General features: G+C 44.6%; 14 protein-coding genes. 2 read left to right on the forward strand and 12 right to left on the reverse strand.

From position 1 onward, the window contains the following. Positions 1-32 precede the first annotated feature (32 nt). Positions 33-446, reverse strand: coding sequence for a ComEA family DNA-binding protein (locus FTV48_RS00110; RefSeq protein ID WP_005172659.1), 414 nt, complete (start codon positions 444-446; stop codon positions 33-35). Continuing rightward, entirely contained in the window at positions 406-1,218 is an 813-nt protein-coding gene (gene mazG / locus FTV48_RS00115; RefSeq protein ID WP_179999047.1) for a nucleoside triphosphate pyrophosphohydrolase, read from the reverse strand. The genes FTV48_RS00110 and mazG overlap by 41 nt, the downstream gene beginning before the upstream one ends. Positions 1,219-1,308: 90 nt before the next feature. On the opposite strand from mazG, the gene FTV48_RS00120 reads away from it, so the two are divergent. Next, entirely contained in the window at positions 1,309-2,079 is a 771-nt protein-coding gene (locus FTV48_RS00120; protein WP_179999049.1) for an SDR family oxidoreductase, read from the forward strand. 22 nt (positions 2,080-2,101) lie between these two features. Here the strand turns inward: FTV48_RS00120 and FTV48_RS00125 are convergent, their stop codons facing one another. Beyond that, on the reverse strand, positions 2,102-2,695 hold the full coding sequence (locus FTV48_RS00125; protein ID WP_373683521.1) for a 4'-phosphopantetheinyl transferase superfamily protein: 594 nt from the start codon (positions 2,693-2,695) through the stop codon (positions 2,102-2,104). A 313-nt stretch (positions 2,696-3,008) separates the two neighbouring features. On the opposite strand from FTV48_RS00125, the gene FTV48_RS00130 reads away from it, so the two are divergent. Further along, positions 3,009-3,578 (forward strand): hypothetical protein, encoded by a 570-nt coding sequence (locus FTV48_RS00130; RefSeq protein ID WP_005095685.1) that lies wholly within the window; start codon positions 3,009-3,011, stop codon positions 3,576-3,578. A 58-nt stretch (positions 3,579-3,636) separates the two neighbouring features. Here FTV48_RS00130 and der read toward each other — a convergent pair whose 3' ends face one another. The 9 genes from der to ndk all read right to left on the reverse strand — a co-directional run bounded on the left by der (position 3,637) and on the right by ndk (position 12,919). Then, positions 3,637-5,046 carry a ribosome biogenesis GTPase Der gene (gene der / locus FTV48_RS00135; protein ID WP_005095683.1) on the reverse strand — a complete coding sequence of 470 codons (1,410 nt, stop codon included), beginning with the start codon at positions 5,044-5,046 and terminating at the stop codon, positions 3,637-3,639. A gap of 171 nt (positions 5,047-5,217) precedes the next feature. Beyond that, positions 5,218-6,366 carry an outer membrane protein assembly factor BamB gene (gene bamB / locus FTV48_RS00140; protein ID WP_005095682.1) on the reverse strand — a complete coding sequence of 383 codons (1,149 nt, stop codon included), beginning with the start codon at positions 6,364-6,366 and terminating at the stop codon, positions 5,218-5,220. Then, the gene (locus tag FTV48_RS00145) at positions 6,363-7,058 is read right to left on the reverse strand and encodes a tetratricopeptide repeat protein (RefSeq protein ID WP_005095680.1); all 696 of its coding nucleotides are present in this window, start codon (positions 7,056-7,058) and stop codon (positions 6,363-6,365) included. The genes bamB and FTV48_RS00145 overlap by 4 nt, the downstream gene beginning before the upstream one ends. A gap of 30 nt (positions 7,059-7,088) precedes the next feature. Next, the gene (gene hisS, locus FTV48_RS00150) at positions 7,089-8,384 is read right to left on the reverse strand and encodes a histidine--tRNA ligase (RefSeq protein WP_005095678.1); all 1,296 of its coding nucleotides are present in this window, start codon (positions 8,382-8,384) and stop codon (positions 7,089-7,091) included. Positions 8,385-8,387: 3 nt separating this feature from the next. Further along, on the reverse strand, positions 8,388-9,509 hold the full coding sequence (gene ispG, locus FTV48_RS00155) for a flavodoxin-dependent (E)-4-hydroxy-3-methylbut-2-enyl-diphosphate synthase (protein WP_005172685.1): 1,122 nt from the start codon (positions 9,507-9,509) through the stop codon (positions 8,388-8,390). A gap of 23 nt (positions 9,510-9,532) precedes the next feature. Beyond that, positions 9,533-10,324, reverse strand: a complete 792-nt coding sequence (locus tag FTV48_RS00160) for a helix-turn-helix domain-containing protein (RefSeq protein ID WP_179999053.1) — start codon at positions 10,322-10,324, stop codon at positions 9,533-9,535. Next, positions 10,315-11,115: a type IV pilus biogenesis/stability protein PilW gene (gene pilW, locus FTV48_RS00165; protein ID WP_005172689.1), complete on the reverse strand. Its 801-nt coding sequence runs from the start codon at positions 11,113-11,115 to the stop codon at positions 10,315-10,317. The genes FTV48_RS00160 and pilW overlap by 10 nt, the downstream gene beginning before the upstream one ends. Before the next feature lie 14 nt (positions 11,116-11,129). Then, positions 11,130-12,365, reverse strand: coding sequence for a 23S rRNA (adenine(2503)-C(2))-methyltransferase RlmN (gene rlmN / locus FTV48_RS00170; RefSeq protein WP_159138485.1), 1,236 nt, complete (start codon positions 12,363-12,365; stop codon positions 11,130-11,132). A 122-nt stretch (positions 12,366-12,487) separates the two neighbouring features. Continuing rightward, positions 12,488-12,919: a nucleoside-diphosphate kinase gene (gene ndk, locus FTV48_RS00175; protein WP_004647460.1), complete on the reverse strand. Its 432-nt coding sequence runs from the start codon at positions 12,917-12,919 to the stop codon at positions 12,488-12,490. Positions 12,920-12,925: the final 6 nt, after the last annotated feature.

Here is a 12,925-nt window from a genome sequence, read left to right on the forward strand (position 1 = left end):
TTGATTCTGTATTTTGCATCAATTCAGTCTATTCACAACGCGAGTCTGGCCTTGTTTTTGGCAAATAATGCCGGCCCAATGCCTTTGACCAGCTGAATATCTTCAATGCTTTTAAATTTCCCATTTTTCTGCCGATACTCAACAATGGCTTGGGCTTTCTTTTGTCCCACGCCATGCAACTGTTGCAATTGTTCAATATTTGCACTATTTAAACTAATTCTATCACCTGTCGCTTGTACCGAAAGTGCCGGTTTTGCCAGATAGTGATCTGCTTTAGTCGATGCATTCTGTTGTTTGAGCCGCGCATCATGTTGCTGTTGTCTGGTCTTCCATTCCATATAATCGGTCGCAGTTGCATGTGCAGTTCCAATAGCAATATAGCCTAGCCATAAACCCAGAAGAAGATTAATCCACGCCGGACTTGTTCGATGTTGTTGTTTGTTCATGCGCCGCTCTTTGTTTTAATTCTAATTTGGCCTGTTCCCAGAGCTGATCCAATTCAGCCAGTGACAAGCGGTCTATATTGAGTTGTTGTTTTTCCGCCTGATGTTCCATCAAGGAAAATCGAGTACGAAACTTATGGATCGTGCCTAATAATGCCATTTCACTCGAGATTCCAAGTTTACGGCCAACATTGACCAGAGAAAATAAGCAGTCACCAAATTCTTCCTGTATTTCATCGGAATTCTGGCTTGCCAAAGCTTCTTTTAACTCGGCCAGCTCTTCTTCTACTTTGTCATATGCCCCAGTGACATCGGGAAAATCAAAGCCGATTTTTGCGACATTTTTCTGGATTTCATCTGCCTGTACCAAGGCCGGTGCATGCTTGATTTCATCTAAACGGGAACGTGGCTTGCCCTGCTTTTCTTGCTGTTTAATTTCTTGCCAGAGCTGAGAGACATCTTCCGGGCTCAATTTTACAAACTGTTCAGCCTGAAATACATGCGGATGACGGCGGATGAGCTTGTCGCTAATGGCCTGCACCACATCCTGAAAATCAAAAGCACCCTGCTCGCTGTACATTTGCGACTGGAACACCACCTGTAACAGCAGATCGCCCAGTTCATCGCGAATTTCGTCAATATTTCCAGAACGTACTGCAGCTTCTACTTCATAAGCTTCTTCAATCGCATATTGGGTCAGAGATTCGGGAGTCTGCTGCTGATCCCATGGACATTTTTCACGTAATTCACGCATGATATTAAGCAATTGTTCCACTTTTAAAACCTCTTCTTTACCAAATAGTCGCGTCAATCTGCCTGTTTCTTGTTATGCTCAAGAAAAAAAGACAATAAGGAGATCAAGCACATGCACAGTATATTGATTAGTGGGGCAGCACAAGGAATTGGCGCCGCGACAGCCATGCTATTTTACCAGCACGGCTATAAAGTCGGTATTTATGATATCAATGTGGCACAGGCCGAACAGCTGGCCCAGCAACTGGGCGAACATGCCAAAGCAGGCTTTCTGGATGTGGCAGACTATACTTCCTGGGAAACAGCTTTGGCGGAGTTTTCAGCCTGGGCCGGTGAAATCAACATTCTGGTAAATAATGCCGGAATTTTATATTCAGGGCCTTTTGAAGACACCACAATTGCAGCGCATCATCGCACGCTGGATATTAATGTTAAAGGTCTCCTCAATGGCTGTCATGCCACTTTCCCTTATTTAAAAGAATCTTCCTTTGCTCGTGTCATTAATTTATCCTCGGCATCCGCCATTTATGGACAGGCCGATTTAGCCTCTTATGCGACCAGTAAATTTGCCGTGCGCGGTCTGACTGAAAGTCTGGATATTGAATGGCAACCCTATGGGATTCGGGTGCTTGATGTGATGCCACTTTTCGTCAGTACAGCCATGGTGAAAGATATGCAGGCAGAAAGTATTAAAAAAATGGGGGTACATTTGAAAGCAGAGGATGTCGCACAGGATATTCTAAAACTGGTACAGCTTAAAGATTCCATCTGGCACGCTACGCACCATCCGGTTGGATTAAAAAGTAAATTTTTATTTCATCTATCACGTATGAGTCCACAGTTTGTGAACCGAATCAGCAACCTGTTGATTGCCAGACAATAGAGTCTATTTCTACTCTGCTGATTTAAACAGATTGATGAATCTGGATTAGCGGAAATCTGAAACCCTTGTATGAATGCTCACTTTGCCAGGCCACGGTGAGCATACATCCTGCCATATTATAATTTTGATAGGCATAGACGCCGATCTCTGGATGTTCACATCTTCCACCATTCTGATCTGGATGAATCTGGGTATTTAACTCATTCAGGTTGATGCGTATGCCCAGTCCTGAGGCCTTTAATACAGCTTCCTTGGTGGTCCAGACCTTAAACCAGTATTCGGAATCATAGTCCAGTGCCTGCCACTGTTTAAGCTCTTCAGGATGAAAGGCATGTTGTGCCATGGCTTCAAATCGAACCTTACGGCTCAGCTCTTCAATATCAATTCCCAAATTTTGGACATTATTGCTCGTTGCCAGAGCATAGAAATTTTGACTATGGCTATGGTTAAAGTTGAAGTCTGGATGAGTGTGGAGATAGGGTTTGCCGAATTCAGTAATGCTAAAATCTGAAGACTGGATAAGATAATTAAGTTGATCTGAAAGCAATTGGTTACGATGGGCATAAATAATATTTTTACGCTGTTGAATATAGTCTTTACGATTATTTTGGATCAAATTTGCCAATAAAGGCTCTAGAGGAGTCCAATGAATATTGATATTTCGTTTCAATATTAAATGCCTACAGGCTTATTACAAAGCTTATTTCTAACATAAAATTTCCTAGATAGCTGTATCTGACGTCGCATTATCTAATCCTAAGTATTGTTCAAGCATCTGTTAATCTCCCACACAAAAATCAATGCTTATTAAAATTATTTAAAAAATTAAAATTAAAATTAAAATACTGTTATTAAATGTCATTTAAAATTTATACAAACATTAGTTACAATTCAATTACAATTTCACACATACAAAAACAGAGGGTCACATGTTTAAACAAATCATACTCAGCACTACTCTTGCAGTATCATCATTTTCAATACAGGCCGCCTCTTGGTTAGAAGCTGCAACAGCGGTGATGGGAGCAAAAAATGGCGCGATTATGGATCAGGCCGAAGCTAATATGGAGCGTAGCCGTGCACAGGCGAATGCTGCTGTGGCACGAGCAGACCGCACATATGCTTTTAACTATAATAATGCTTCACAGCAGAATAATAGCGTCTACTCAACCGCATACTTAAAAGGTTTAGATTGTACTGATTTAGCGGTAGAAGCACGCAGCTTTGAACGCACTCTAGAAGCCAGTCAAAATGCACAAAACCAGGCAAATGCTCAAGCCAATAATCCTGTTTCAAAATTAGCTGGTATTGCAAGTGGTGCATTGTCTGCTTTTGCAGGTCAATCACAAACAGTTGCACGTGCAAGTGAAATTACGAATGCCTTTTCTGGCAATAATAATCAAAATAATTTAGCCGCTTCTCAAGCCGATGCAGATGTTGCTTTAGCTAATCTTGAAAATATCCGTATTTATCAAAAAGCAAAAAAATGCACTATCTAAATGTAGCCGATAAAAAGCCTGCATCAGCAGGCTTTTTATCGAAAACTAAAAAAAGAAATTAACGTTTAAATTTCTTCTCGGCTTTCTTGAACTTCTGTACATAACGACGTTTACGCGCTGCAATACGCTCATCCATCACCGTCTTACGCCCTTCAAACGGGTTTTCAGAGGTTTTAAACTCGATTTTAATCGGCGTACCTTCAAGCTTGTATACTTTACGGAATACGTTTTCAAGATAACGACGGTAATCCGCAGGGGTTTTATCGACCTTGTTACCATGGATCACGATGGTTGGTGGATTCTGTCCGCCCATATGCGCATAACGCATTTTAATACGACGACCCTGAACCATAGGCGGTTGGTGGGCATCTGTTGCATCATTTAAAATCTGGGTGATTTTTGCCGGTGATACTTTCAAACGAGATGAATCATAGGCACGGTGAATCGAAGGATAAAGCTCACCCACACCCGTTCCATGCAATGCAGAAATCAAATGCACTTTTGCCCATGGAATGAAATCGAAGCGACGCTCTACATCGAGCTTACATTGCTTGCGATCATATTCAGTCATGTTATCCCATTTGTTGACAGCAATGACCATGGCACGACCCGCTTCAAGCGCATAGCCAATCAGATGCAAATCTTGCTCTACAATACCATCACGTGCATCGACCACAACCACAATCACGTTGGCATCTTTCATCGCCTGCAAAGTCTTAACAATCGAGAATTTCTCAATCATTTCATCCACTTTACCTTTACGACGCACCCCTGCAGTATCAATCAGGGTATATTGACGGCCATCACGCTCGAATGGAATATAAATCGAGTCACGTGTTGTACCCGGCTGGTCAAATGCCACCACACGCTCTTCGCCGAGCAAACGGTTCACCAGCGTAGATTTACCCACGTTTGGACGACCAATAATCGCTAAACGCAGACCAGTGTTTTTATCATGCTCTTCCGGGTTTTCATCTTCCGGTACATCGGCAAGCACGTCTTCCAGCATTTGCTGAACACCACGACCATGGCTGGCAGCAACTTGTAGCGGCTCGCCCATGCCCAGTTTGTAGAATTCAACCAAGGCAGCTTCAGCATGTACGCCATCGACTTTATTGGCCGCCAGAAAGACCTTTTTACCTAAAGTACGCAGTTCACGCGCAATCTGCTCATCGGAAGCCAGCAGTCCGGCACGCGCGTCGACCACAAAAATGATAATATCGGCTTCATGAATGGCAGTTTTAGATTGCTCTGCCATATACGAGTCAATACCGCCTTCATTTTCACCAATACCACCGGTATCAACCACAATGAAAGATTTATTTTGATAGGTTGCATCGCCATATTTACGGTCGCGTGTCAGACCAGCAAAGTCTGCCACCAATGCGTCACGGCTCTTGGTAATCTGATTGAACAGAGTTGATTTTCCGACGTTCGGACGACCAATGAGCGCAATTACGGGTTTCATAGAGTAACCTTTATTCAATAATCAGGCAGTCAAAGTGGCCTGAACATCAGAAAGTATAGGAAGATATAAGGGGAAAAATACCCTAAATAAAAACACGGGGCATTGATTTTTCAATCACCCCGCGTTCACAAAAATACGGTTGCGGCTAGTTTAACATAAGGCTCGTTAAAATTAACGGTTCTGCCAAATGCTTAATGCGCCCTTGCGTGTAGAAACATAAAGCTGGTTGTCGATCACGCGTAAGTTACGCACTTCACCAGAGGTTTTCGAACGACCAGTAATTTGTCCGGTACGCGGATCAATCAGGTGCAACACACCATCCAGATCACCGACCACCAAATCCGTGCCTAACATCACTGGATTACTGAGCTGACGATTCAACAATTGATCATTTTCCCAAAGCGGTTGACCCGAGCTAATCTCAAAAGCTTTAATTTTGCCATCAGTTTGCGCCACGAATACGCCATTGCCGACAACTTCTGGACGCTGGATGCTGCTGGCATCTTCACTCCAGATGACTTGCTGTGAAGCCAAGTCCAGTACAGTCACCTGACCTTGATAACTGGTCGTCACCACAAACTGGCCTGCAACGACCGGCTCACCGTCAATATCGACCAGACGCTGAATATCAGAACGGCCATCCGACACGGCGACACGACGCTGTAACTTTGGTACGCCACTTAAGGCATCCAGTGCATAAATATACGCATTTGAAGATGCAATCAGCACATTACGCGCATCTAATGGCACAGGAGCCGCCATACCACGCAGGCTGAATTGTACATTAGGCAGGTTATAAGTCCAAACTTGTGCACCGCTTGCCACTTCATGCGCATAGACCATACCGTCATTGCTCACACTAATCACACGACCTGCATGAATCAGTGAAGGCGCCAGTAAAGCACCCGTCAATTGTGCAGTCCATTTTTGCTCACCGGTTTGCTGATCGAGTGCAAACAGTTGGCCCTTCTGGCTACCGACAACAACCAGACCCTCGGCCGCTTCAACGCCAGAACTTAGATTATCTTTGCTGACTTTTTTCTGCCAAAGACGCTGTTTGCCCTTAAATGCAGACACCTCACCTTTTGGATCAATCGCAAAAACCACACCATTGTCTGCATCCAGACGTAAACGCAATGGATCGGCAGCATCTGTCGCAGATACACTGGTGGAAAATACAGGAACCAGTGTTTTGGCTTGGGTCAGTTTTGGAAGTGGGTTCGGTTTTACTTCTGGAACTTTATTTGTTTTACCTGCACAGCCAGCCAGTGCAAGCGTTAAAACAGTCAAGGCACAGGTAATTTTGTATTTTCTATTCATGCAGCTTCTTCCGCTTGTGTTTCTATAATTGGGCGTTCGATTTCTGGATCATCGACCAACACGCCTACGCTTTCGAGCTTAATTTGTAAAATCTGACGTTCTTCTTTACGTTCAATCAAGGCATCCCATGCACTTTGATATACTTTTTTCGCATTTTCAATATCATTTTTGGCAACATAGATATCGCCACGTGCTTCATCGGCAGTTGCTTTAAACGCAGGTTCAGTCACTGCTTCTAAAGTTTTCAATGCAGCATCATATTTTTTCTGTGCCAGTTGCGCATAAGCCAGACGAAGTTTGACCACCTGAACCAGACCTTTATCGTCTAGTGTCGAGTTTTCAACTTTTTGTAGCGCTTTCTCAGCCGCAGCATAATCTTCTTTGTCATAGGCCAGTTTCGCCATGACCAGCTGAGTCTGAATGGCCTGAGCTGAATCTGGTGCTTCTTTGACAATTTTGTCCGCAGTTTCAGACAGCTTGGCAAAGGCATCGCCCTGCGTCGCCTGTGCATCATCCATCAACTGCTGAACCTTGGCAGTGTGCATTTGCGACTCTGCCAGGTTTTTCTTCTGCCAATATTCCCATCCAAAAAAGGCAATCAGCGCAATCAAAATCCCTGTAATGATCGAAGAACCATATTTCTTCGTAAAGGATTTTAAGCTTTCAAACTGTTCATCACCCACTGCGCTCATGAGACTACCCTTTTCCTGATGTTTTATCGATTATTTTAAAGAAATTTTAGCACTAAAAAATGCAACGAAGTCCGTAAATGGTACATTCGATTGCTCTGCGGTTGCCAGTTCTTTCACCGTAAAAGTCTGCGCTTCAAGTTCACGCTCACCTAAAATCGCAGCAAACAAAGCACCGGCCTGATCGGCCTTTTTCATTTGCGACTTCATTGAACCTTGAGAGCCCACTTTCAAACGCACCTGACTCCCCGCTGCTTCAAGCTGATCACGGATCTGTTCAGCAATGACCAAGGCTTGACCTTGAGAAGCCGGTTCAGCCACCAGGAATACTTCACAATCACGCGTTGGTGTATTGTCTTCAACCTGTTCAAGCAGAAGCAATAAACGTTCGATACCCATGGCAAAACCAACCGCAGGTACAGACTGATCAGGCTTGCCCTTCAATTGACCAACAAGACCGTCATAACGGCCACCGGCACACACGGTTCCTTGTGAACCTAAATGTGTTGTGGTCCATTCAAACACAGTTTTGTTGTAGTAGTCTAAGCCACGTACCAGTTTTTGGTTGATCACAAAACTCACGCCGGCATCAGTCAGGTACTGTTGTAACTGGGCAAAATGCGCCAGAGTTTCTTCACCCATAAAGTCATGCAGTTTCGGTGCATTTTCTAGGATGCTTTGGGTTTTGGCATCTTTAGAATCCAGAATACGCAGTGGATTTGTGGTCAGACGGCGCTGAGAATCTTCGTCCAGATCGGCTTTATGTGACTCTAAAAATTCAACCAAGGCTGCACGATAGGCTGCACGTTCATCCGATTCGCCTAAAGTATTTAATTCAAGTTGAACCTTGTCCGCTACGCCCATACGTTTCCACAGACGGGCAGTCATCAAAATCAGCTCTGCATCCATGTCCGGAGTCGCCACACCAAAGGTTTCTACACCAAACTGGTGGAACTGACGGTAACGGCCTTTCTGTGGTTTTTCATAACGGAACATTGGCCCGATATACCAGACGCGAGGAGTTGCACCACGAAGCAGATTATGCTCCAGCATGGCACGTACACAGCCTGCAGTTCCTTCAGGGCGTAGTGTCAGAGACTCAGGCGGATTACCTTTGTCCAGAAAGGTATACATTTCTTTTTCAACGATATCGGTGGCATCACCGATCGAACGTTTGAACAGATTGGTCTGTTCAACGATAGGCAAACGGATTTGTTGATAGCCATAAGCATCCATCAAACCCGACAGATGTTGTTCAAGACGTCTCCAAGCTGGGCTTTGCGTTGGGAGAATGTCATTAAAACCTTTGATTGCGACGATTGAACTCATGATCTACTCAGAAAAACTTGTACGAATAATTTCTTTAGATTTAGCTTCTTCAAGCTCGGTAACACGTTGACGAACCATATTTTCGATCTCATCAACCAGTTGATTGGTATCAATTAGATGGCTCTTTTCACCATTACGATACACCAGTGAACGTGGCGCTGCACCTACGACACCGATATCGGCTTCTTTAGCCTCGCCCGGCCCATTTACTTTACAGCCAATCACCGAGACATCCATCGGGGTACGGATATCTTCCAGACGCTCTTCCAGTTGTTGCATCACTGAAATCACATTAAATTCCTGACGTGAACAGCTTGGGCAGGCAATAAAATTAATGCCGTTAGAACGCAGACCCAGCGATTTTAGAATATCAAAACCGATTTTAATTTCTTCTTCAGGCTCGGCAGCAAGCGAAATACGCATGGTATCGCCAATGCCTTCCATCAGCAAACCACCCAGAGCGATTGCAGATTTAACCGAACCTGTACGGTAAATACCGGCTTCGGTTACACCCAAATGCAGCGGATTATCAATTTGCTGTGACAGCAAACGGTACGCATCCATGGTCAGGAACACATTGGATGCTTTAACTGAAATTTTAAATTCCTGAAAATCCAGACGGTCTAAAATGTCGATATGACGCATCGCAGATTCAAGCAATGCTGCGCCTGTCGGCTCGCCATATTTCTTTTGAATGTCTTTTTCGAGTGAACCGGCATTGACACCAATCCGCATTGAAATATCATTATGACGTGCTGCTGCCACCACTTCACGAATCTTTGCTTCTGAGCCGATATTGCCCGGGTTAATCCGCAAACAGTCTGCACCGAAGTCCGCAACTGCCAAAGCAATTTTATAGTCGAAGTGAATATCCGCCACCAAAGGCACATTCACCTGCTTACGAATTTCACCAAAGGCTGCCGCCGCTTCCATCGTAGGCACAGAAACCCGCATGATGTCTGCACCGGCATCGACACAGCGCTGAATCTGTGCAACCGTGGCTGCCACATCACAGGTTTCAGTATTGGTCATAGACTGGATACTGATTGGTGCATCACCACCCACATAAACTGAACCGACACGAATTTTACGTGTTGGACGACGTTTAATTGGATTTACGATCATGGTTTTGCTCTACTCTTGATCTGTTAAGGTGACAAACGGAATTCTGCTTTTCCGTTTACGGTATAAGGTGACAATGAAATATTTTCATTATTCAGGCTGAGTGATACAGCTGCCGCATCATCAAGACGAATCTGGAATGGCGCTTCACCATTGAGTTGCAAACTCGATGCCTGACGGCCAGTCGCTAAAACGTTACCGGCTGAATCGACGATATGCACAGAGGTCGGACGGTTAAAATCGAGTTTTAGCTGGTCGCCAGACAGTGCGGCGCCTGCATCCAGATTCAGAATCTCGATATTGGAAGCACCGACTCCAGAAACTTCACTGCTATTTTGCGAACTACTGCTCGACCAGTTCTGAACCATGGCAAACAGTGCGCCCAAAATTAGCAGCAAGACCAGCGTAATAAAAATGCGCTTTAACCATTTACGGTTACGGTCACGCTTGGAACCTGGCAATTTCCCCATAATTTTGATGGGGGAATTATTCAGCGCATGATTGGGCAACAAACCCGTATCATTGGTATAAATTTCATCAAAACGCTGAATAATAGTCGACGCATCTACACCCAAAAGTTTGGCATAGATCCGGTAATAGCCTTTGATAAAAGTCGCCTCAGGCAAAGACTTATATTCATCCTGCTCAAGTGCAGTCAGGGTTTTAACCGGAATATTCAGCTCTTTGGCTACATCTTCCAGATCACGTTGCTGATTGAGACGAATCTGGCGCAAGTACTCGCCCGGACGTTGAATATTTCCTAACGCATTTGGAGCTACGCTCGAATGATTCGAAGGTGAATTAGGATTTACTTCCATACGGCCTCAGTACTGTACTGTAATTGCAAATAACGTTGGTATTCCTGGCTTTCAGGAAACAATGCACGTAACTGGTTCACCAATACCTGCATCCCCAACTGATCACCACTGGCACGCGCAGTGCGAATGCCAACCCAGAGCGCACGGGCACCCTGATTTTTCTGTCCCACACCACGCGCAAACTGTTGATACAGTTGTGTCGCTGCCGGGAACTGCTGGTTTAAATAAAAAATTTCTGACAACTCTAACATTGATATATATGAATCGCGATTCGCCTGAAGCGCCTGTTTGAATGATTTTTCAGCATTCACCACATCGCCCATTTTCAGGTAAATACGTCCCATATTTTCCAGTGCACGGAAACGCTGATCATAACCTAAAGTTGCACCGGCAATGTTAAACTGCTCGATCGCATCATTATAGCGTTCTAGCTGATATAAATACGTGCCATAGTTGTTGCGTGCCTGTGCATTTTTCGGATCTGCCGAAATCGCACGCTTGAAATAAGCATCTGCTTTCTCAAGATTGAGCTGACTACCTTCCTGTTGCAGTAGCACGCCCATCATCATATTCGCTTGCGAATCACGCGGAGTCGTTTCAAGTGCCTGATCCAGCGCACGTTTGGCTGCATCCAGATCACCTGTTCTTAAATATTCTGCCGCCAATTGGGTACGGACTTTGGTGGCTTTTTCAGGATCTTTCTGACCCAAATCTGGCGTTTGACATGCAACCAAAGCTAAAGACACACATACTGTTGAAATCAAAGCAATTTTAGATGTTAGATTTCTCAACTGGCGACCTCTTATTATCCTTGTGAACGCATAATCTCATTTGACTGCGCAATTTTCTTTTTCCACTGTTCCGCACGACGGGTACGATCAGCCACTTGACCTACAAGCTGTCCACACGCCGCATCAATATCATCACCGCGTGTCTGACGAATCGTACACACAAAACCGGCATCAGACAAAGTTTTTTGGAAAGAAATAATGCGGTTACGGCTTGAACGCCCATAAGGCGCGTGCGGGAAAGGGTTGAATGGAATCAAATTAATCTTGCTCGGCAAGTTCTTCAGCAGCTTAATCATTTGCTGTGCATGTTCAGGATGATCATTCACACCATCCAGCATCACATATTCAATGGTGACGTGTTTACGTGAACTTTCATTACCATCTTTGGCAATATAACGCTGACACGCCGCAATCAGTTGTTCTAAAGGATATTTCTTGTTGATTGGCACCAGTTCATTACGCAGTTCGTCATTTGGTGCGTGCAATGAAATTGCCAGTGCAACATCAATGTCTTTGACCATTTGATCGATTTTTGGCACCACACCTGATGTCGATAAGGTCACGCGACGTTTCGACATGCCATAAGCAAAGTCGTCCAGCATAATGCGCATGGAATTGAGTACGGCATCGTAGTTAAGCAGTGGTTCGCCCATGCCCATCATGACCACATTCGTGACTGAACGTTCACGATCTGCCACAGGCACATCTTCCATATAGGAATAGTTCGCCACCCACAACTGACCAATGATTTCTGACTGATCTAAATCGCGCTGAAAACCCTGTTTACCGGTTGAACAGAATGAACAGTCCAGTGCGCAGCCCACTTGAGACGAAATACACAAGGTACGACGTAGGCCGCTACGATGTTCTGCTGGAATCAATACAGTTTCGACAAGAGAGCCGTCACCATCACCGACACGGAAGACCCATTTACGGGTACCGTCTTTAGAATAATTTTTATGCACCACTTCGGGCGCTTTAATTTCACAAATACGTTCCAGTTTTTCACGCAGTTTGCCCGAGATATTGGTCATCTCGGCAAAATCAGTCACGAAAAATTGGTGAATCCATTTCATTACCTGCCCGGCACGAAACTTCTTCTCCCCCATATCCTCAAAGAATTGCTCCATTTGCGGACGAGACATGCCGAGTAGGTTCACTTTTTCCACAGCATTCTGCTGTGTGGGAGTGGACGGAGATGGTTGCTGTGCAGCTGAAACTGCAGATACAGCGACGACTTCAGTACTCATGTGTATTACCTAAACCATGTCTAAAGATCAAAGGAGAAGCTCAATATGTGAGCAAAGAATTATTCAAAGAATAAAAAAACCAGATAAGTATAATAACACTTATCTGGTTTGAATACTGCGAATTAACGAGTACGTGGAGCAATCTCAGTTTGAGCGAAGAAGTAGTTAACTTCACGGTCAGCTGATGCTACAGAGTCAGAACCGTGAGCAGCATTTTCGTCGATGCTTACAGCGAAATCTGCACGGATTGTACCAGGAGCAGCTTCTTTAGGATTCGTCGCGCCAAGGATGTCACGGTGAGCAAGAACAGCGTTTTCACCTTCAAGAACTGAAACAACCACTGGACCAGAAGTCATGAAAGCAACAAGATCAGCAAAGAAACCACGTTCTTTGTGCTCAGCGTAGAAGCCTTCAGCTTCAGCTTGAGTCAAGTGTTTCATTTTAGTTGCAACAATTTGAAGACCAGCTTTCTCGAAACGAGCAAAGATGTCGCCGATGTGGTTTTTAGCAACTGCGTCTGGTTTTACGATAGATAAAGTACGTTCGATAGCCATGATAGG

This window comes from Acinetobacter sp. YH18001, from assembly GCF_013416975.1.
GTDB classification, from domain to species: Bacteria; Pseudomonadota; Gammaproteobacteria; order Pseudomonadales; family Moraxellaceae; genus Acinetobacter; species Acinetobacter pseudolwoffii.